The organism is Acidobacteriota bacterium, from assembly GCA_030697165.1.
Taxonomy (GTDB): Bacteria; Acidobacteriota; Vicinamibacteria; order Vicinamibacterales; family UBA2999; genus 12-FULL-67-14b.
On sequence record JAUYQQ010000013.1, the window covers coordinates 24,974 to 45,509 of the forward strand.

General features: G+C 67.3%; 18 protein-coding genes. 10 read left to right on the top strand and 8 right to left on the bottom strand.

The genetic code is table 11. The annotated features are described in order from the left end of the window. Window positions 1-12 precede the first annotated feature (12 nt). Window positions 13-1,080, bottom strand: a complete 1,068-nt coding sequence (gene argG, locus Q8T13_12840) for an argininosuccinate synthase (protein ID MDP3718643.1) — start codon at window positions 1,078-1,080, stop codon at window positions 13-15. Beyond that, window positions 1,077-1,526, bottom strand: coding sequence for an arginine repressor (gene argR, locus Q8T13_12845; protein MDP3718644.1), 450 nt, complete (start codon window positions 1,524-1,526; stop codon window positions 1,077-1,079). The genes argG and argR overlap by 4 nt, the downstream gene beginning before the upstream one ends. Window positions 1,527-1,621: 95 nt before the next feature. On the opposite strand from argR, the gene argC reads away from it, so the two are divergent. From argC to Q8T13_12880, 7 genes are all read left to right on the top strand, one after another. Then, window positions 1,622-2,644 carry an N-acetyl-gamma-glutamyl-phosphate reductase gene (gene argC, locus Q8T13_12850; GenBank protein MDP3718645.1) on the top strand — a complete coding sequence of 341 codons (1,023 nt, stop codon included), beginning with the start codon at window positions 1,622-1,624 and terminating at the stop codon, window positions 2,642-2,644. Further along, the gene (gene argB / locus Q8T13_12855; protein MDP3718646.1) at window positions 2,641-3,450 is read left to right on the top strand and encodes an acetylglutamate kinase; all 810 of its coding nucleotides are present in this window, start codon (window positions 2,641-2,643) and stop codon (window positions 3,448-3,450) included. Before argC ends, argB begins: the two co-directional genes overlap by 4 nt. Beyond that, complete coding sequence (locus tag Q8T13_12860; protein ID MDP3718647.1) at window positions 3,447-4,673, top strand: acetylornithine/succinylornithine family transaminase; 1,227 nt, start codon at window positions 3,447-3,449, stop codon at window positions 4,671-4,673. Before argB ends, Q8T13_12860 begins: the two co-directional genes overlap by 4 nt. 2 nt (window positions 4,674-4,675) lie before the next feature. Then, a complete protein-coding gene (locus Q8T13_12865; GenBank protein MDP3718648.1) occupies window positions 4,676-5,269 on the top strand; it encodes a GNAT family N-acetyltransferase in 594 nt (197 codons plus the stop codon). Then, entirely contained in the window at window positions 5,262-6,473 is a 1,212-nt protein-coding gene (gene argJ, locus Q8T13_12870) for a bifunctional glutamate N-acetyltransferase/amino-acid acetyltransferase ArgJ (protein MDP3718649.1), read from the top strand. The genes Q8T13_12865 and argJ overlap by 8 nt, the downstream gene beginning before the upstream one ends. 75 nt (window positions 6,474-6,548) lie before the next feature. After that, the gene (gene argF, locus Q8T13_12875; GenBank protein ID MDP3718650.1) at window positions 6,549-7,472 is read left to right on the top strand and encodes an ornithine carbamoyltransferase; all 924 of its coding nucleotides are present in this window, start codon (window positions 6,549-6,551) and stop codon (window positions 7,470-7,472) included. Window positions 7,473-7,516: 44 nt separating this feature from the next. Next, entirely contained in the window at window positions 7,517-8,662 is a 1,146-nt protein-coding gene (locus Q8T13_12880) for an AI-2E family transporter (GenBank protein MDP3718651.1), read from the top strand. On the opposite strand, the gene Q8T13_12885 is transcribed toward Q8T13_12880, so the two are convergent. Genes Q8T13_12885 through Q8T13_12900 form a run of 4 tightly spaced genes read right to left on the bottom strand, consistent with a single transcriptional unit; the run spans window position 8,663 to window position 14,245 of the window. Beyond that, complete coding sequence (locus tag Q8T13_12885) at window positions 8,663-10,888, bottom strand: prolyl oligopeptidase family serine peptidase (GenBank protein ID MDP3718652.1); 2,226 nt, start codon at window positions 10,886-10,888, stop codon at window positions 8,663-8,665. It lies immediately after the preceding gene. A 2-nt stretch (window positions 10,889-10,890) separates the two neighbouring features. Next, window positions 10,891-12,141: a hypothetical protein gene (locus Q8T13_12890; GenBank protein MDP3718653.1), complete on the bottom strand. Its 1,251-nt coding sequence runs from the start codon at window positions 12,139-12,141 to the stop codon at window positions 10,891-10,893. A gap of 15 nt (window positions 12,142-12,156) precedes the next feature. Continuing rightward, window positions 12,157-13,065: a CbiX/SirB N-terminal domain-containing protein gene (locus Q8T13_12895; GenBank protein ID MDP3718654.1), complete on the bottom strand. Its 909-nt coding sequence runs from the start codon at window positions 13,063-13,065 to the stop codon at window positions 12,157-12,159. Between the two features lie 25 nt (window positions 13,066-13,090). Further along, entirely contained in the window at window positions 13,091-14,245 is a 1,155-nt protein-coding gene (locus tag Q8T13_12900; GenBank protein ID MDP3718655.1) for a PepSY-associated TM helix domain-containing protein, read from the bottom strand. A gap of 73 nt (window positions 14,246-14,318) precedes the next feature. Here Q8T13_12900 and Q8T13_12905 point away from each other — a divergent pair, with 73 nt between their 5' ends. Then, complete coding sequence (locus tag Q8T13_12905; protein MDP3718656.1) at window positions 14,319-15,104, top strand: 5-oxoprolinase subunit PxpA; 786 nt, start codon at window positions 14,319-14,321, stop codon at window positions 15,102-15,104. 221 nt (window positions 15,105-15,325) lie between these two features. On the opposite strand, the gene Q8T13_12910 is transcribed toward Q8T13_12905, so the two are convergent. Further along, window positions 15,326-16,462: a DGQHR domain-containing protein gene (locus Q8T13_12910; GenBank protein ID MDP3718657.1), complete on the bottom strand. Its 1,137-nt coding sequence runs from the start codon at window positions 16,460-16,462 to the stop codon at window positions 15,326-15,328. A gap of 201 nt (window positions 16,463-16,663) precedes the next feature. On the opposite strand from Q8T13_12910, the gene Q8T13_12915 reads away from it, so the two are divergent. Then, the gene (locus Q8T13_12915; protein ID MDP3718658.1) at window positions 16,664-19,420 is read left to right on the top strand and encodes a M14 family zinc carboxypeptidase; all 2,757 of its coding nucleotides are present in this window, start codon (window positions 16,664-16,666) and stop codon (window positions 19,418-19,420) included. Window positions 19,421-19,436: 16 nt separating this feature from the next. On the opposite strand, the gene Q8T13_12920 is transcribed toward Q8T13_12915, so the two are convergent. Beyond that, on the bottom strand, window positions 19,437-19,982 hold the full coding sequence (locus Q8T13_12920; GenBank protein MDP3718659.1) for a DUF4112 domain-containing protein: 546 nt from the start codon (window positions 19,980-19,982) through the stop codon (window positions 19,437-19,439). 50 nt (window positions 19,983-20,032) lie between these two features. On the opposite strand from Q8T13_12920, the gene Q8T13_12925 reads away from it, so the two are divergent. Next, window positions 20,033-20,536, top strand: a complete 504-nt coding sequence (locus Q8T13_12925) for a hypothetical protein (protein MDP3718660.1) — start codon at window positions 20,033-20,035, stop codon at window positions 20,534-20,536.

Sequence of the window (20,536 nt, forward strand, 5' to 3'; positions counted from 1 at the left end):
AGGTTCACGGGTTCAGAGGTTCAGAGGTTCAGGACGGTTCAGAGTTCGGCTGACAATGTAGCTGTGGCCCTTAAAGAGCTTCACACGAACGGTGCCGCTGACACCCTCCTGGATCGAGGCGACGTACGCATCAAGGCCCTGGCGCAGGCGCCCGAACCACTCGCCACTGCCGAGCACACCGGCGTAAGCGGCCGACACCGCCGGCTGGAACCGGTTCAAACTGGCAGACGAGGCGAGACGCTCGATCTCGCGGCGGGCATGGTGAAGCACGGCGGCGGCCGGCGCCTCGTGCAAGACGCGGGCGCGCGAGCCATTCTCGCGGGGCTTGACCCGATCGAACCGGCCCACGCCGTGCTCGCCGGCAATCGTGGAGAGGCTTTCGACCAGCTCGGCCGGGGTCATCGCCACGCCGTTGATGCCGGTGGGGGTCCCGCGCTCGAAGGTCAGCGTCACCGTCGCGGGCTCGTTCGGCGTTTGCCCCAGTGGCCGAGTGAGCGCAAAGGCCGACTCGGGCGGCTCAGCCGAGCCGTCATCGGCGGGCCGGCCGATAGTGCGTCCCCAGAGATTGGCATCGGCCCGATCGGCGCCGCCGACCGGCCTCGAAATGCCGAGGCGGTCGGCGTACTCGTCCACCTGCGCCGCCGTCATGCCGTCGCCACAGGCAATCGCCGTTAGCGATGGATCGAGGGCGCCGAGCGGCCGGTCGAGCCGGAGGCGATCGCGACCCGCGGAACCGTGCGCCACCAGGGTGGCACCCTCGATGCGGGCGATCTCCACCAGCTTCTGCGCAATCAGCGGCCGCGACAGCGCGGTGGCCATTGGATAGCGGCCATCGGCCATCGCATCGGCCCGCAGGGCCGGCCACGCGAAGTCGCGGACGAACTCCTCGCGCGCGTCAATCAGGTGCGCGCGCACGGCGCCAGCGGCCAGGGCACGGTCGCGAATCTCGGCCAGGTCAGTCGGCTGCCCCAGGTCGAGCGTCACGGCGACCACATCGGCGGCATGGCGCTCGGCCAGCCACGCAATCGCGACCGTCGACCGCAGTCCGCCGGAGTAAGCCAACACGATGGGTTTGGTCACCTTGCCAGTTCCCTCAGCTTCTTCACGACCGCCAGCGCGTTCTTCGCATCGCGGGCAATGATCAGGATGGTGTCGTCACCGGCGATCGTGCCCACCACCTCGGGCAGCCGCGCACGGTCGATGGCGATACCCAGGATCTGCGCCTGCCCTGCCCCGGTCCGCAGGACGATCAATTGCTGGACCGGCTCGATGTTGATCAAATACTCGGTGAGCGCCTTGCCGAGCGAGCCGAGGGCCGTGGTCGGCGGCGTCTCCTCAACCGCCGACGGCTGATATGCCCCATCGGACGAGCGCTTCAATAGTCCCAGCTCCTTGATGTCGCGCGACAAGGTGGCCTGCGTCACCACGAACCCTCGCGCGGCGAGGCGCTGGCGCAGCTGTTCCTGGCTGCGCACGGCTTCGTGCTCGACGACGTCCTGGATGGCGGAGAGGCGCTGGGCTTTCATGGTTATGCGTCTGAGCGAGCGATTATACATGGATATTCATTCATGCCGTGATGTTTTGTTGACTTGAGGCTGAGATATGTGTATAAATATCCCTCTTGGCGCATAACATTTCGTCTGAACAGCGGGCACCCATTCGCGTCGCGGTGGCAGGAGCTACTGGCTTCGCCGGCCAGGAATTGATCCGCCTGCTCGCGCGCCATCCGCAGGTCACCATCGCCGCGGCCACCGGTTCGCAGGCGACCAGCACCCCCCGCAGCCTACCGGCGCTGAAGCGCATTTGGGACGGCACGGTCGTGCCGCTCGATCCGGCGGCGCTCTCGGGCCAGGCCGATGCCGTGTTCCTGGCCCTGCCTGAAGCCGCGTCGGCCGACCTCGCGCCGGTGCTGCTGGCCGCCGGCCTGCGGGTCATCGACCTCTCGGGGGCGTTCCGCCTCCGCGACGAGACGTCGCGGTCGCGCTGGTATCCCGCAACCAAGTCGCTGCCCGCCGGCGTGGCTTACGGCCTGACCGAGTTCGAGGCCGAGGCGATTCGCACGGCGCGCCTGCTCTCCAATCCCGGCTGCTACCCCACCGCGTCGCTGCTCGGCCTGTTGCCGTTGCAGCGCGCCGGGCTGTTGCTGCCGGGCGCCGACGTCGTGATCGACGCCAAGTCGGGTATTTCGGGCGCCGGCAAGGCGGCGTCCGACCGCACGCACTTCTCCGAGAACCATGGCAGCGTGGCCGCCTACAACCCGTTCGGCCATCGCCACACGCCGGAAATGGAGCAGGCGCTCGGCCGCGGCGTCACGTTCGTGCCGCACCTGGTGCCGCTCGACCGCGGCCTCCTGGCGAGCCTCTACACGCGGCTGGTGGCGGGCACCACCACCGCGGCGGTCGCGGCGGCCTTCGAGCGCGCCTATGCCGACGCGCCCTTCGTGCGCCTCACCGGCGAGACGCTGCCGGAGATCAAGCACGTGGCGCACACCAACTTCTGCGACATCGGCTGGAAGGTGGATGAAGCCACCGGCCGCGTGTTCGTGGTCAGCGTGATCGACAACCTGGTCAAGGGCGCCGCCGGGCAGGCCATCCAGAACTTCAACGTGATGTTCGGCCTCGACCAGAAGGCCGGCTTGCTGTGAAGCGCGCGGTGGTCCTGAAGCTCGGCGGTGAATTGCTCGAAGGCGCGGATCGGCTGAAGGCCATCAGCAAGGTCATCAACCAGGCCGCGAAGACCCGGCCGCTGATTGTGGTGCACGGTGGCGGCCGCGAGATCGACGCGTCGCTGGCGCAGGTCGGCATCCCGAAGCGCCAGGTCGATGGCCTGCGCGTGACCGATCCGGAGACGCTGGAGATCGTGGTCGCGGTGCTGGCCGGATCGATCAACACGCGGTTTGTGGCGGCCATCAACGCCGCCGGCGGCCGCGCCATTGGCCTGACCGGCGCCGATGCCGGCGTGGCGCCGGTGAAGAAGGCCGCACCGCACAAATCGACGAGCGGCGACAACGTTGATCTCGGCATGGTGGGGACGCCGGTGGCCAATGCCCCGACCCCGGCCTTGCTCGCGCTGCTGTGCAACGCCGGCTACGTGCCGGTGATTGCCTGCGTCAGCGCGTCGAAGGACGGGCAGTTGTTCAACGTCAATGCCGACACGCTGGCCGGCAGCCTGGCATCGCGGATCAAGGCCAAGCGCCTGGTGATTGCCGGCGCGACCGCCGGCGTGCTCGACAAGCGCGGACAGACCATCCCGCGCCTCAACAAGACCCACATCGCGAAGCTGGTCACCTCGGGCACCGCGAATGCGGGCATGGTCGCCAAGCTCACCGCCTGCGAGGCCGCCCTCACCGGCGCCAGCAGCGTGGTGATCATCGACGGGCGCGATGCGAAACGAATTGGCAAGGCCGTGGCGTTGCTGAAGACCGACGCCACGTCGAGGGTAGTGAAATGACCGTGACGACAACCCAGTCCGTGACCGCGCTCGAGGCGCAGCACGTGCTGCAAACCTATAAGCGGCAGCCGGTCGTGTTCGTGCGCGGCGAGGGCACCCGCCTGTTCGACGCCGACGGCCGGGCCTATCTCGATTTCATCTCGGGCATCGGCGTGGTCGTGCTCGGGCACGCGCATCCGGGCCTGGCCGCGGTGATTGCCGACCAGGCGAAGACCCTGGTGCACACCTCGAACCTCTATTACCACCCGCTGCAGGGCCAGTTGGCCGCGCGGCTGTCGGCCCTGTCGGGCCTGCAACGCGCGTTCTTCTGCAACAGCGGCACCGAAGCGGTCGAGGCGTGCCTCAAGTTCGCGCGCCGCTTCTGGTATTCGCAGGGCGTCAACAACCGCACGGCGTACGTCGCGCTCGAACACGGGTTCTCGGGCCGCACCATGGGCGCGCTGTCGGTGACGGCCAACGCGCACTATCGCGACCCATTCGGACCGCTGATCCCCGGCGTCACGTTCGTGGCGCCGGGCGACATCGCCGGCCTCGAAGCCGCGGTCACCGAATCGACCGCCGCCATCATTGCCGAGCCCATCCAGGGCGAAGGCGGCGTGCGGCCGTTGCCGGCCGAGTTCGCGGCGGCGATCGCGCGCGTCACGAAGAAGACCGGCACGCTGCTGATCGCCGATGAAATCCAGTGCGGCCTCGGCCGCACCGGCCGGCCGTTCCACTACCAGGCCCTGGGCTGGACGCCCGACCTGGTGACCGTCGGCAAGGCGATCGGCTCCGGCGTCCCGATCGGCGCGGCCCTGGTCGGCGAACACGTGGCCGCGCAGATCTTCGCCGGCGACCACGGCACGACCTACGGCGGCAACCTGCTGTCGACGCGCGCGGCCCTGTACGTGCTCGAGCAGCTGGAGGCGCTGGCGCCGCACATTCGCGAGATGGGCGCGCTGTTCGAGCAGCGGCTGGACGGCCTGCAGCGCAAGCACCAGGTCGTCACCGCCGTGCGCGGTGCCGGCCTCATGCGCGGGCTCGAGCTCGCCGTCGACGCGCAGCCGGTCGTCGAAGCCGCGCTGCGGGCGGGACTGCTCGTGAACCGGACCGCCGAGCGCGTGGTGCGCATGCTGCCGCCGCTCACGGTGTCGGCCGCGGAGATTGAAGAAGCCATCGGCGTGCTCGATGGTGCGTTGGCGTCAGTCAAGGTCGAGGGATCGACGGTCGAGGTGAAGGCGTGACGATGCGAGTGGTAGTTGATAACGGACCGGGCAAGGGGCGGCGTCCCCTTGCGGCCGAGCGGAGCCGGCAGGCCGCCCCGGCCATTACGCTGCGGGCGGCGACGGCCGCCGACGCGCCGGCGCTGCACGCCTTGATCGCCGCGCACCTCGAAGAAGGGCGCCTGCTGCCGCGCACCCTCGGTGAACTGGCCGACCACGCGCCCCGCTTCGTCGTCGCCACCCGAGGCGAGGAGATCGTTGGCTGCGCCGAGCTGGCGCCGTTGTCGAAGGCGGTGGCCGAGGTGCGCTCGCTGGTGGTCAGCCGCCAGGCTCGCCAGACGGGTCTCGGCTATCGCATGGTGGACGAGCTCGGTCGTCGCGCGCGACGCGAAGGCTTCGAGCGGCTGACGGCGTTCGCCCACGACCCGCGATTCTTCGTGCGCCTTGGTTTCTCGATCGTCCCCCACACGTGGGTGCCCGAGAAGATCGCGCACGACTGCCATTCGTGCCCGCTGTTCCGCAACTGCGGGCAGTACGCCATCGTCCTGGACCTGGAACGTGCCCAGGCCCAGTCCGGTGCCGGCGCGCGCGCGACGGCGGGGGGCAGCCGTGGCTGATATCCACCCCATCGCCGGCGGCATCACCGCCCCGGCCGGCTTCAGCGCCAGCGGACTCCACTGCGGCATCAAGGCCAGCGGCAAGCCTGATCTCGCCCTGGTGGTCAGCGACGTGACGGCGCAGGCCGCCGGTGTGTTCACGCTCAACCTCGCCAAGGCCGCGCCGCTGATCGTGTGCGAAGAACACCTCGCCCTGACCGGCGGACGGGCCCGCGCCATGGTCACCAACAGTGGCTGCGCCAACGCCTGCACCGGTCCGCAAGGCCTGGCCGATGCGCACGAGATGGCGGCGCTGACGGCCGCCGCGATCGGCTGCGACGCGCACGAGGTGCTGGTCGGCTCGACCGGCGTGATCGGCGTCAACCTGAAGATGGACAAGCTGCGCGCCGGCATTCCGCAGGCCGTCGCCGCGCTCAGTGACGACGGCGGCGCCGCGGCCGCGCGCGGCATCATGACGACCGATCCGTTCCCGAAGGAGTACGCCGTCGAGGTGCGCACCGACATCGGCTCGTTCCGCGTCGGCGGCATGGCCAAGGGCTCGGGCATGATCGAGCCGCGGATGGCGACGATGCTGGGGTACTTGACGACCGATGCGACCGTTGACCCGGTGATGCTGTCGCGGGCGCTGTCCGACGCCTGCCGGTTCACGTTCAATGCGATCACCGTCGACGGCGAGCCCTCGACCAACGACTGCGTGCTGGCGCTCGCCAACGGCCGCAGCGGCGTGGAGATTAGCGAGGACCTCTACCCCATGCTGTTCGAAGCCTTCCGGACCGTGGCCCACGAGCTGGCGCTCGGCGTCGTCCGCGGCGGCGAGGGTGCGACCAAGCTCATCGCCATCACGACGACTGGCGCCGCCACCGATGCCGACGCCTGGCTGGCCGCGCGCGCGATCGCCAATTCGCCGCTCGTCAAGACCGCCGTTCACGGCGGCGATCCCAACTGGGGCCGCCTGGTCGCGGCCGCCGGACGATCGGGCGCGGCCTTCGTGCTCGACGCCGCACGCGTGCAGATCGGGCCGCTGGTGCTGTTCGAGAACGGCCGGCCGTTCGACGAGCGGGCGCCGCAGGCGGCCGACTACCTGACCGGCAAGGACCTGGCGATCGAGGTCAACCTCGGCACCGGAGGCGCGCACACCGCGACGGTATGGACCTGCGACCTGTCGGCCGAGTACGTGAAGATCAACGCCGAATACCGCACCTAGTTTTCACAAGAGGTCAGGAGGTAAGGAGATATTGTTTCTCCTGATCTTCTGACCTCCTGTTTCGTAAGGACAGCCGTGCAGAATTTTCTCTCCATTCTCGATCTTGATCCCGACCGCCTGGCGAAAGTGCTGGCGCTGGCCGCGAAGCTGAAGCGCGAGCGCGTCAAGGGCATGAAGGCGCCCACCTGGAACGCCCTCAACGGCAAGCATGTCGGGCTGTTGTTCGAGAAACCATCCCTGCGGACCCGGGTCACGATGACCATCGGCGTGCGGGAACTCGGCGGCGACATTGTCGAAATTCCGGCCGACGTGATGCACGCCGACCGCGAGCCCATCCAGGACGTGGCGCGGAACCTGGAACGCTGGGTCGACGCCGTCGTCATTCGCACCTTCGCGCAGGAGCGGCTGTCGCAGATTGCGGAGATCACGCCGAAGCTTCACGTCATCAACGCGCTCAGCAACGAGGAGCACCCGTGCCAGGCGCTGGCCGACATGCAGACGCTGGCGGAACAATGGAGCTCGTTCGAGGGCCGGCGAATTGCGTTTGTCGGTGACGGCAACAATGTGTGCACGTCGCTCGTGCACGTGGCCATGATGCTGGGCATGGCGGTGCACGTCGCCACGCCGAAGGGCTACGAGCTGCCGGACGAGGTCGTGGATCAGGCGGCCGCGGTGTCGCAGAAAGGCGCCGGCCTGACCGAGTTTACCGACCCCAAGGCGGCGGTGCGGGAGGTCGATGCGGTCTACACCGACGTCTGGACCTCGATGGGCCAGGAAGTCGAGTACGCCGACCGCAAGAAGCTGTTTCAGCGCTACCAGGTGAACGAGAACCTGATGGCGCTGGCGAAACCCGGCGCGCTGTTCATGCACTGCCTGCCCGCCCACCGCGGCGACGAAGTGACTGACGAAGTGATCGAATCGCCGATCTCGGTGGTGTTCGACCAGGCCGAGAACCGGTTGCACGCGCAAAAGGCCCTCCTGGTGCAGATGCTCGCCTAGCGGTGGGAACCGGCGCGCGCACGGCGACCGCGTACAATTGCGGCATGTCCCGGCAGACGACCGAGCGACTGGGCGAGCTGCCTTCGGCTGAGCCGATGAGCCCGCGCGAGCGCCGCCGCGCGGTCACCTACCTCGTGACGGTCACCCTGCTGGTGGCCCTGGTCGTCCTGGCGGTGGTGTTCGATCAGTTCGCCGCGACCGGCGTGTTCCTGATCGTGTTCCTGTCCTTTGTGCTGGCCTACCTGATCGCGCCGGCGGTCGAGCGCCTGCGCTACGCGGCGGCACCTTCACGGCGGGGCCGGCCGCTCTCACGGGGGACCGCGGTGCTGGTGATCTACGGTCTCGTGGCCGTGGTGACATTTCCGCTTTGGGCGTTCGCGGGCCAACGCCTGGGGCCGGCGCTCGGGCGCATGTCGGTGCTGGTGCCGCAGCACACGGCGCGATTCATCGGGCAACTCCGCGCCAGCGAAGGGTGGCATGACGCACTGGGCCTGCCGATGGCCGTGAATGCGCCGGTTGGCGCCACGACGCGCCGGGTGACGCGCAGCCTCGAAGGGGAGGCCCGGGCCCTCGGCGCCGAACTGATCGGCATCCGCAGCCTGGTGCCGTGGCTCTCCACGGTGCCGGTGGTGGCGTTCCTGCTGCTCACGCGCTGGCACCGGTTCCGCCGCTCGACCACCCGCGCGCTGCCGACGCCGCACCTGCAGTGGCGCGGCAACGAGTTCCTGCGCAACCTCAACCGCATTCTGGCCGTGTATACGCGGGCCCAGATCACGGCCGCCGTCCTGGTCGGATTCATGTGCTGGGCCGGGTTCGCGGCGCTCGGCCTGCCGTATCCGGGGACGCTGGGCATCGCCGCCGGCGTGCTCGAAATGGTGCCGCTCGCGGGCCCCCTGGTCGTCGCCGTGGTCGCCACCGGGATGGCGGAAGAGCGCGTCGTTGCCGTCCTTGTGTTCCTCGCCGGCTTGCGGCTGGTTCAGGACTACGCGATCTACCCGCGCCTGATCAGCCGCGTGATGCACCTGCATCCGGTCGCCGTGGTGCTGGCGCTGTGGGCGGGGGCCGCGATCGGTGGGATCGTCGGCGTCTGCCTCGCGATCCCGGTCGTCGGCATGGCGCAGGTCGCGCACCGCCACTGGCGGGAGTACCGCGAGATCGAGGAGCTCGTGAGGGAACGGGCGGCGACTTGATTACCGCCGGGTCCCTTGTGCCGGCGGCGCCTTCAAGTACTTGTCGTACCACGCCACCATGCGCTGCTCGAAGTCGATGCTCTCGGCCACGCTGTTGGGTGGCCGGTGGCCGCCGTTCACGTAGCGCACCCACTCCACTTCCTTCCCCAGCCGCCGCAGCGCGTAATACAACTCGCGCGACTGGTTGGCAGGCACGTTGGGGTCCTGATCGCCGCTGATCGTCAGCAGCGGCGTCTTGACCCGGTCGAGCCGGAAGATGGCCGAGTGCTCGAGGTAGCGTTCCGGGTATTCCCACAGCGTGCCGCCAATGCGATCCTGGCTCTTCTCCGGGGCATGGGTGTTGCGAACGCCGAGGCGTTCGCTGTCGGTGTAGAAGCTCACCATGTTGACCTTGCCCGAGACATTGATGGCAGCCTTGAAGCGATCCGTCTCGGTCAACAGCAATACCGTGGCATAGCCGCCGTAGCTGGTGCCATGCACACCGAGCCGATCGGGATCCGCGATGCCCATGTCGATCAGCTTGTTCGCCGCCGCCGTGACGCCCTTGGCCCACGACTCGCCTGGCCGGCCCACCACCAGGTTCACGGACGGGTGAAACACGGCGTAGCCCTGCCCTGCCAGCAAGGCGGCGCGGCCATTGAAGCCGTTGTCGAAGAACGTCTCGTAGATCTCGAAGACTGTCGGATACTGCTTGCCCTTCTCGTATCCAACTGGATAGCGCAAGACGCCGTAGAGCACCTTGCCGTCGGCATCGCGGTACGAGACCAGCTCCGAGGTCGGCAGCGCTGTCATCGACAGCCACGGGTTGAGGTCGGTGAGCTTCCGGACGTTCGTGAACGAGACGTCCGCGGCAAACACTTCCGCGGGGCGGGTGCCGTCGGACTTCTGGAACACGACGGTACTGCCATCACGTGACAGGCGGAAGCCCTGGTAGACACCGTGGTCCCGGATCAGGGGCGTCAGGGCCTTTGTTTTCAAGTCGAGTCGCGACAGGCCCCGCTCCCATCGATCGGGCTCGCCATACTGGACGAGCAGGGCGTCGCCGGCCGGCGTCCAATCGACGACGGTGAGCCGGGGGTTGCGCTCCTCGTTCTTGTCGTCCAGGGTGAGCACGCGTTCGCGGGCACCATCGGCGACCGCGGCCACGTACCAGCCTTTTTTGCTGGTGATCAGCAGATGCGAGCCGTCGCGAGAGAACGAGGTCACCGAGAAGGCCTCGGCCTCGTCCTCGGTAGCCGGCTTGGCCGCCGGCTCGGTCTTCGGCCTCGGTGTCAGCGATCGCGGCTTCGTCTCATCGAGGCGCTGAACGAACACCTCGCCCTTGTCGGCGTACGCGAACGTACGTCGATCGTCCGACCACCGCGGCTGCGCGGTCTTCAGGGTCTTCGCCTCGAGGACGGTGCGCGCCGCGCCGCCCTGCGCCATGGTCCGCACGGCGTTGTCGGTGCCGAAGATCACGTCGTAACTGGTCTTCTCGGTGCTGTCTTCAAGCCAGGTGACGAATGAGCCATCGCGCGCGAACTGGTAGTTGGTGATGGCGGCAGGCGCGAGCACGGCCACCTTGGCGCCGGTCGCCGGATCGATCTGGGCCAGCGCCCTGCGGCGGTTGGCGCGATTCATGGCGTCCCAATCCAGGAACGGGGCCGACGTCTGGACCACGACCGGACCAGAGACCAGCGTCTTAAACGACGCCTGCGCGGCCCGGTCGTCGGCTGGATCGCGAAGCGCCACGAGCAGCCGGGCGCCGTCCGGCGTCCACGCCAGGTCCGAGTTGGCGGCCACTTCCGCGCCGGCGTGGCGCGGCACCGCCGTGAGCCGTCTGGCGCCGAGGTCGTAGATCCAGAGGGCCGTCGCCGGCAGGCCCGCGGCGTCCTCCGCGGCGGTCAGGATCGCCAGCCTCGATCCGTCGGGCGCGAAGGCCGCCGTCCGGACGTTCAGCAGGCCGGTGCCGACGCGGTCGGTGGCGCCGGTGACCGTATCGACCACTCGGACCTCGACCAGTGACGGCGCGAAGTAGGTCGGGTCGCCGTAGCGGCGATGGTTGGTCTCGGCATTGTCATACAACCGGCGTGCCGCAAGCGCGACGCGCCGGCCATCCTCGCTCAGGTCGAGCACTGACGCCGTCGTGACCTTCAGCGTGTCTTCGGCGGAGATCGGCACACCGGTCTGCGCTGATGGCGACGACAGCGCCACGGTCACGAGTGCGAGCGCGGCAAACCTCTTCATGGCTACTCCTTCACCCGCCGGGCGCGAATCAGCACCTGGATCTCGTCGTTGCGCGGGTTCTCGTAGTAGAGCCGCTGGCGGCCGTCGGCATCCTGCGAGATGACGGCCGGAATCGAGTTGGCGACCACCGTCCAGCCGGCCGGCAGCACGACGGAGTTGCGAGGGCGGCCGAAGGCGCGGTCCCACACCAACTCCTCACCCTCCAATAAGTAGCGATTGGGATCGGTGTAGGTCTCGGTGATCCGCAACCTCGCGGATTGGCCCTGCTTCACGACCGGGAACGAGATCACGACGACCTGCGCCGTGTCGGCCAGCGGCTCGCCGGCATCAAGGCCACGCTTCTTGAGGTCGGCGCCGCTCAGGGTCTCGACTTTCAGTGCCTCGCCGGTATCGAGCAGCACGGCCGAGGGATTCGACACGGAACTGCCGGCGCGCACGACGTTGAAGTAATGCCCGACGCCCGGCCGCGACTCGGTGTAGTCGTGGAACAGGTTGAACGAGTGCGTGGCCGGATCGTTTGGAAAATACACGATCTCGCGATCCTGGTGCGCGCGGTCCGACAGACGGGCGGCCTGCGAGGCCATCGTCGTGGTCGCAGCGGCGCCACGGGTCGTCGGCAGCTTCTGGATGACGGGAGACAACCCGGGCCTGGCGCGAATGACCAACGGCGCGGCCGCGGCGCTGGTGTTCATGAACGTGACCATCACGCGGCCGTCGGTGGTCGCCATGACCTGCGACGGCACGTTGCAGCTGATCAGGCGATACCCCGCCGGCAGGACCACGGCATTGCGGCGAATGCCGAGCGAGCGGTCGAAGACGATGGTGTCGCCGTCGCGGAAGTAGCTCTTGGCGTCCTGGTAGGTCTTGTCGATCAGGACGCGGGCCTCCCCGCCCTTCGGGACCGGCCGGGCCAGGTGGACCTTCAACCACTCGGTCTCGAGATCGGCGGTGGGGTGTCCCTCGGCGCGCGCCTGCTGGCCGGTGACGATCTCCCACTTGAGGGGCAGTCCCGTCGCCATGTCGGTGACGCGCTCGTCGGTGGCGACGCTGCCGCGGCGAATGGCATTGAAGAAAAACGGCGCGCCGGCCCTGGTCGCGGTTACTTCATAGAGGATTCTGAACTGCGCGGTGTCGGGCCCAAGCAGTTCGTAGCGCGTGTAGTCGTCTTCCTGGGTCTGGCGCTGGGGCGCCTGGGCCGAGGCCAGTGGGGCAGCCGCCAGGATGAAGATGGCCGCAAGCAGGTGTCGTCGCATGCGGCGGATCATACGTCACCGCAGGCTCGCCAGCACCCACTGCGCAATTCGCTCGTCGGGCATCAGGGCCTGCGCCGGCATCGCGTACGGCAACCCTTCGAGCCGCTTGCGAATCCCCTGCTCGATGCCACCGAACGACATCAGGTGCGGCACGATCAGCACCGTGCGGCCGGCGGCGACCTGCTGCGTGACGCGATCGCGCAAGTCTTTCGTCGCGGCCTCGCGCATGGCCGGACCGGCATCGTCGCGCACGGTCAGGTAGTCAACCGACGAGAACGGCGCGGCCGCCTGCACCTGCTCCGCGAGCACCTTCATGTCGTCCAGCCACCGCTGGTTGTCGTCGTCCGGCACCGGGCCGTGGGCGACGAGAATCACGGCCTCGCTCGCGGGCGTCTGGCTGATCGAACGCGCACGGTCGGCGAGAATCTGGGCAATCAGGGGATGACGGTTGAAGGCCGTGGTCATGCGCACGGGCACCGTCGTCGTGATGGGCGAAGCCGGATCCACGGCAGGCAAATGTGCGGCGTGTTCACCAGTCGCCGCGGCCGGCGCGCCGTGCGCCGAGTGGTCCATCTTCGCGAAGATCTTCAGGTCGGCCGGCGCCTCGGCTCGCAATCCGAGCAGGTACTCGGTGGAGGTAATCACCGAACTGTGAGACGACACGAACAGCGGCACCGCCACGATCGAGGTGACGCCGCGGGCAGTGAGCTTGTCGACCGCCGCCTGGATGGACGCGCGCGACGCCATGCCGAAGGCGACTTCGATCGGCTGGGTGGCATCGACCGCCCTGGCCACCGCGATGACGCGTTCGTTCCACTGCGGCTGCCCGCCGTGAGCCAGCAGCAGCACGCCGGACCGCTCCGGGACCTGCGCGCCAGCCGTGACCGCGACCGAGAGAACGACACCCAGAACCGACGACAGCACTCTCAATCGTTTCTCCCGCGAACGCTCATGCCGCGCGCACCTGTTCCACCGTGGCCTGCTGGCCGCGGCGCCGAATCCACGACCTGAACCGGCGACACGCGAGCGCCAGGCCGGTGTAGACCAACACCACGCTGCCAGCCGAGACGATGCCGGCGATGGTCTGGCCGGCGAGTCCGTAGAACTCCCCGGTGTGCGCAAACCGTAGCCATGATCGCGCGCGGCGGCCGGCGCTCAAGTCGGCGAACGTCTCGGCCTTGGTGATGTCGCCGGTCACGCGATCGATGGTGAGGGTTGCGCGTTGCTGTGGCTGCCCGCCATAACCTTGGTCAACGGTCAGCGTCAGCGGCCTGCGGTCGGTGGACAGCCGGACGGTCATGGTGCGCCACGCGGGCACCTGCGCCTGGGCACGCGACCACGCAGCATTGAGACCATTGGCGGAGACCGGCTCAGGCGCGCCCGGGCTCGCCGCCGGCGTCGCAGCAGCCGGGGGGCGATCGCCCGCCAGCCGATAGACCAGGTTGCTCGCCCACGGGTACGAGATGGGGACGGCGCCCGCCACTACCACGGCGAGGGGCACCGCCGACCAGATGCCAATGACGTTGTGCCAGTTGAAGTCACGCGCCTTGGCGGGCAGTCCGCCGCGGAACCAGAGGACGGCCTTGAACTGAAGCCACGTCCAGACCCGTGGCAGCCAGAGATACATGCCGCTCAGGACGATGAACAGGAACGCGAGGTTGGCGGCGCCGGTCACCGCCTTACCGGTCGCCCGGCTGGCGTCCTGGAGGGCCAGGTAGCGGTGCCACACCGTCATGGTGCGGAAGAAGTTCCGCAAACCGCTCGGCGGTGCGCCGATGATGACGCCCGTGTACGGATCGACGAGCAGGGACGCGTTCCCTTCGAGGGTCACCGTGGCGGGCGCGGCCGGGTTGGCACGCAGGGTGACGCCGGTCGGCGCCACCCCCGGCCGGGCCTCGGCGACTTTCGCCAGCAGCGTCTCCGGCGGAAGATGGTGGGCGTCGAGTGAGGACGACGCCGTCCAGGCGCGGCGGTCGGCCCACTCGAGCATCTGCTTCTCGTAGGTGAGGGCCACGCCGGTGATCGACATGATGAGGACAACCACGCCGGCGGCGACGCCCACGATCAGGTGCATCCAGAAAATGGCGGAACGAAACGTCTTCATGGATTCAAGGTGAGACTCAGTCTCAAGTTCTGAATCAGCATATGGCCGACTAAAATGGTCGGTCAAGAACAAAATGAGAATTGATCTCAATTCCGATCTCGGCGAGTCATTCGGGCCCTGGCCCATGGGGGACGATGCCGCCCTGATGGCGAGCATCTCGTCGGCCAACGTCGCGTGCGGGTTCCACGCCGGTGACCCCGGCGCCATGCGCGCGACCGTCGCGCTGGCCAAGGCGAGCGGCGTCGCCGTCGGCGCCCACCCCGGCTTTCCGGACCTCGTCGGCTTCGGCCGCCGGGAGATGAAGGCCACGCCGCAGGAGGTGGAAGACTTCGTCGTCTACCAGGTCGCCGCGCTCGCCGGGATCGCCGCGACCCAGGGCGTACGCCTGCAGCACGTGAAGGCCCATGGCGCGCTCTACAACATGGCCTGCCGCGACCGCGCGCTGGCCGGCGCCATTGCCCGTGCGGTGGCCGCCATCGACAAGAACCTGATTCTGTTCGGATTGCCTGGCTCGGAACTGATCAAGGCCGGCCGAGAGGTTGGGTTGCCAGTGGCCGCGGAAGTGTTTGCCGACCGCGCTTACGAAGCCGATGGCTCGCTGGCCTCCCGCCAGAAAGCCGGCAGCGTGATTCACGACCAGGCGACCGTCGCCGCCCGCGCCGTCAAGATGGTGCAGGAGCGTCGGGTCGTGGCCCTGGACGGGTCGGAGATCGCGCTCGAAGCCGACACGATTTGCCTGCACGGCGATACCCCCGGGGCCGTCCAGTTGGCCCGGGCCGTCCGCGCCGGGCTCGAGGGGGCCGGGATCCAGGTTATGAACCTGGATGGTGGGCGATCGGTTGAGCGACCCCGTAAATGACTAAGGGCGGCGATCCCATTGCTGGAACCGCCGCCCAAAAGTTGCCGCCAACCTGGCTCCCCCCAGCTACTACGGCACTCGCACCGTAGTAAACAGACTGGCGACAGCCACCACTAATCCAAAGTTCGTGCCGCGACTTTTCTGGCCGTTTTCGCAGGTTTCGCGAACGAGCCGTTGCACGGCGCCGACAACTCTGTCGGCGCGATCACGGTTTCTTCCGCCTACCCTGCCGCCCCTTCGGGATACTGCAACGCCAGCCGCAGTTCCTTGGTCAGGTTGTCGACGGTCGTTCCCTGGCGCTTCCATGCGCCGTCGGTCTCGAAGCGCAGCGCGCCAATGCGGCGGCCCCACGGCGAGATAACGCGGCCAATGGCCCGGAAGTCAGTGCGATCGGCGTGCTGCTGGTCGATCTTCTGCAGCACGTCGGGCGCCACGCGAATGAACGCGCGCAGGGCGGTCGCCGACTTGACGCTGTACTTGCGGCCGTTCCACGCCGACTCGAAAATGCTGGCGATCTGCTTGAGGTAGTTGACGAAGAACTTCTTCGACTCCTCGCGGAACTCGGCACTCTTGCGCGCGCCACCCAAGGCCGCCTCGTCCGAGAAGAGCTTCTTGAGTTCCTGCGCCAGCGGCGCCTGGCCGACGCGGCCCTTGCCGACACCGAGCAGCTTGATCTCGCCGTGCAGGGGAGATTCCTCGCGATCGTTAAGCGCCCGCACCACGTCGTGGGCGGCCGCCAGGGATTCGTCCCGGTAGAGCTGACGTCCCGACAGCGACACCAGGTGCGAGGCGTTCAGCCGGGTGTGCTTGGCGTTAATCGTCACGAACATCTGGACGATGTGGTCTTCGGGCACGCGGTCGAAGATGATCGCGGGCACGGTGAAGGGCTCGTCGCCGAACCGATCGATGTCGGCGTGCAGGGCGAGCAACCGGTGCTGGCCGTCGATGGCGCGCAGGATGCCCTCGCGTTCCGGGACTTTCAGGCGGCCAAGCGAGGACCCGCTCTCGGACGCCTCGAAGCTCAGCTTCTCATCGCAGGAAATGATGACGGCGCCGGGGATCGAGGGCAGGTCGCGGGCCTGCCGGCATTGCTCGTAATACTGCACGAGCTCATCAATCTTCTTTCGGATGATCTGGCGTTGGTACGCCTTCTCATTCGAGGCGATGCGGCGTTCGAGCAGGTCCCAGTTGATCTTGGATTGGGCGGCCTTCTTCTTGCCCCTGACGCCCGCCTGTCCCTGGTCCTGATAGCTCAACACCTCGAAACGCACGAGCTTGTCGATATCACTGGCGGTCAGGGAGGCCTGATAGAATTGCACGCCGAACTGCTGCATCCGGATAGCGGCTACGCTGATCATAAAGAGGCAGATTCTATAATCGCCTCCGCGCCCGCTCAATGGCTTTTGCCCAATTCCGAGGGCGATCGGGGCCTGTAATGGCCTTACTATTCTCTGTAAGTCACTGCATTTGAAGGGTTTACAAAAATGATCGCCCTCCTCGACAGAAAAGCGTTATTTGGCCTTCTCTGCCTCTTCGCCGTGGCCCTTGGGACCAGTCCCGTGTCCGAATCGGCCCTTGCCGCTCAGGGCAGGCAAGCCAGGCCCGCGGCGGCGGCCGAAAACGACGCCGCATTTGCCGAGTTCGTGAAGAAGGCCACCACCAGGCCGGATTTCCTGTCGCCGCTGGTCGATCACCTGCCCAAGAAGGCGGGAGTGCCGACGCCGAAAGACATCCTGGGCTACCACATCGGCACCGAAAAGAAGCTCACCTACGTCGCCGATCAGCAGCGCTTCTTCCGCACGCTCGAGAAGGCGCTGCCGGGCCGGTTCAAGACCGAGGTCGTGGCCAAGACCGAAGAGGGCCGCGACATCATGGTCGTGTACATCTCGTCTGAAGCCAACATCAAGAACCTCGAGGTCAACCGGCAGAATACGCGCCGGCTTGCCGACCCGCGCGGCCTGACCGACGCGCAAGCGCAGCAGCTGGTCGCCGCCACCAAGCCGCACTACCACGTCAGTGCCGGCCTCCACAGCGGCGAAACCAGTCCCCCGGAAGCGGTCATGGAACTGGCGTACCGGCTCGCGGTGAGCGAGGAGCCGTACATCCAGCAGATTCGCGACAACGTGATCGTCAGCATCACCGGCGCCACCGACGTTGATGGCCGCGATCGTTATGTGGACTGGTACTACGCCTACAAGATCGACGAGCTGTACGACGGCGGCGAAAACTTCGGTGGCCCGCCCTACTGGGGCAAGTACGTCTTCCACGACAACAATCGCGACATCAACTACGGCGTCGACTCGCTGCGGGCGCACCTGACCTGGTACCTGAACTGGGTGCCGCCCATCTGGCACGACCTGCACGAGGCGCAGACGCTGCTCTACACGTTCAGCGGCCAGCCGCCGCAGAACGCCAACCTCGATCCGATCCTCTACACGGAACTGCCGTTCTTCGCGAACTACGAAGTGACCAAGCTGACCGGCTACGGCATGCCCGGCGTCTGGCACTTCGGCTTCGTCGACATGTGGTCGCCCGGCTACCTTGGCTTCGCCGCGGCCAACCACAACGGCATGCTGCGGATGTACGAGATCTTCAACCAGGGCGGCGCCAACACGAAGAAGGCGCGGTTGTCGGGCAACCAGACCACGCGGCAGTGGTACCGGCCCAACCCCATGCCAGCCGGCGAGGTCGACTGGTCGATTCGCAACTCGATCAACTACGCGCAGACCGGCGTCCTCACGGCGCTCGAACTGACCTCGAAGTTTCCGGCGATGGTGGTGGAGAACTTCTACAAGAAATCGGCGAATGCGGTGAAGAAGGGGGCTGACAAGCCGCCGCATGCCTTTGTGATCCCCGGTGGCCAGCGCGACCAGACCCAGGTCGATCGCGTGGCCAACCTGATCCGCCGCCAGGCCATCGAGGTGCATCGCACCACCGTCGAGATCAAGGTCAAGGACGGCACCTTCCCCGCCGGCTCCTACATCGTCAAGCTGAACCAGCCGTACGGGCCGCTGGCCAAGACGCTGCTCGAGAAGCAGACGTATCCGGATCCGGCGCTCGCCACTTACGACGACAGTGCGTGGACGATGGGCATGGCCAACAACATCGACGTCAGGACGATCGAGGACAAGGCCATTCTTGATACCCCGGGTGCCTTGCTGACGGCCGATGTGGTCACGGCCGGCCGCGTTGACAGTGCCTCGGGTGCCTCAGGTGCAGTGACCGTCGTGAAGCACAACGGATCGCTCAACCTGATCACGTTGCGGTACCGGCTGAAGGACGTGGCGTTCAAGGGGGCCAAGGCGGCGTTCAAGATCGGCGACGCCGAGTATCCGGCCGGATCGTTCATCATCGAGTCAGCGGGCGATCGGGTGCGCAAGGAAGTGGAGTCGCTGGGCCTCGTCGGTACGGCGATCGCGTCGGCGCCAACCGTCGACACCGTCAACGTCGACCTGCCGCGCCTGGCGATGTACACCACCTGGGCGAACACCGAGAAGGTGGGCTGGGTCCGCCTGGCCTTCGACCGCTGGGAGATCCCATACGACTTGATCCACAAGGACCACGTCCAGGCCGGCGCCAGCCTGCGCGGCAAGTACGACGTGATCGTGATGCCGCACCAGACCAACAACGGCAAGTCGATCGTGTACGAGCAGCCCAAGCTGTCGAAGCCGCTGCCCTACAAGAAGAACGACAAGTTCAAGTCGCTGGGCTTCTACGCCGAGACCGACGATGTGCGCGGCGGCATGGGCCTGGCCGGTGCGGCCGAGTTCCAGAAATTCGTGGACGAGGGCGGTGTGTTGATGACGCTGGGGGTGGCCAGCTACTTCCCGGCCGATTTCGGCCTCGCCAAGGGCGTCGATGCCCAGAGCCCGGCACCTGGGTTTTATGCGCCCGGGCCGTATGTCACGAGCGAGATCCTGCTGCCCAATCATCCCGTGATGTTCGGGTATCCACAGAAGACGTTGCCGGTTCGTTACGCTGGGGGTCCGTTGCTGCAGGCCGGTCCGCCCGCAGGGTTCGAGCAGTTTGCCGGTTCGTCACCCACTCGCCCACAGGTGATCGCGCGCTTCACGGGCGGGGAAGCCGGCGTGGTGAGCGGCCTGATGCGCAACCCCGATCAGACGCGGAATCGGCCCATGGTCGTGGACGCGGCGTCGGGTAAGGGTCGCGTGATCATGTTCGCGAACAATCCGATCTACCGCTGGCAGACGTTTGGTGAACACGGCATGGTGTTCAACGGGCTGTTGTTCTGGAACGACATGCCGGCACCGGCAGGCGGTGAGAAGCCGGTGCCGACGGCACCGGGACAGCAGTAGTTTTCACCAGGCCGCATCAAGCGCGGGCCGAGAGGTACTCGCGCATGAGCTCGGCATTGCGGTCGTTGGCCTTGAACCAGACGTCGGCAAAGAAACCGACCACGGGAATCGATCCCAGCACGAGATCGACCATGACGTTGGCCAGCATCTTTGAAACGAGGGCTGAAGGCGGGCCGTAGCGAAGTGTGCGCGCGACCAGGGTCAACGACACCGCGGTACCGGCCAGGTCGCCGACGACGGGTACGAGCCCGATGACCGCATCGAGCCCGATCTTCCCAATCACCGGGAGCGTGATCGCGCTGTCCATGAGCCGGGCCACCCGATCGATGTGCGCGCCGAAGAAACGGTTCGCCTCATCCAGGGGAATGCCGGTGGCCTCTGCGTAGTTGGCCAGGTGGGTAAAGGTGCGGGCGGCTGCCGCCCCGACCCGCCGATCGACCTCGACGGCCATGCGCTCCGCGGTGCGCACAAACAACCATCGCGTCACGAGATAGCCGACGACGCTGGCGACCAGCGCGAACACGAACGCCGCCAGCAGCCACCACACGAAGGTTTCGAACATTACGCTCGATTATGCTCCGGCTGAACTAACATCGCCGACTAGGATCCTGCTTGTTACCCGCAGAGCCGCCGCCGTCGCCCGCGTTGCCGGTTGTCGAAACCCGCCCGGCCGAACCCGCCTATACGCCACTGCTGCCTATCGAGCAGGCACAACCGACGGCTCCACCCGTCGACTTCAAGGTCGAAGTCATCGGCAACCTGCCCCTGCAGCTCAAGTTTGAAGACCTCACCCGTCTGTTGGGCCGCCGGCAGGCCAGACCCAGCTTCAACCGCACGTATCCCCCCACCATCCTGGAGCTGATCACCCTGGTCAAGCGCAACCCGGAGAAGCCGCGCGACCGGCCATGGAACAGCATCAAGGCGTTGACCATGCGGTACGACGAAGCCACCGGCACGGTCTCGGTGGAGTACTGCGTCGAGCACTGCGGTCACGACCCGCGCACCGGCGCGTTCGAGCCGAGACGCCGGATGGCCTGGTACCACGCTCCCGAAGCCACGGTCGCCGTCAAGGTCGACAAGAAGTTGCGCGACCTGGCGAAGTACGCCGAGCGCTAG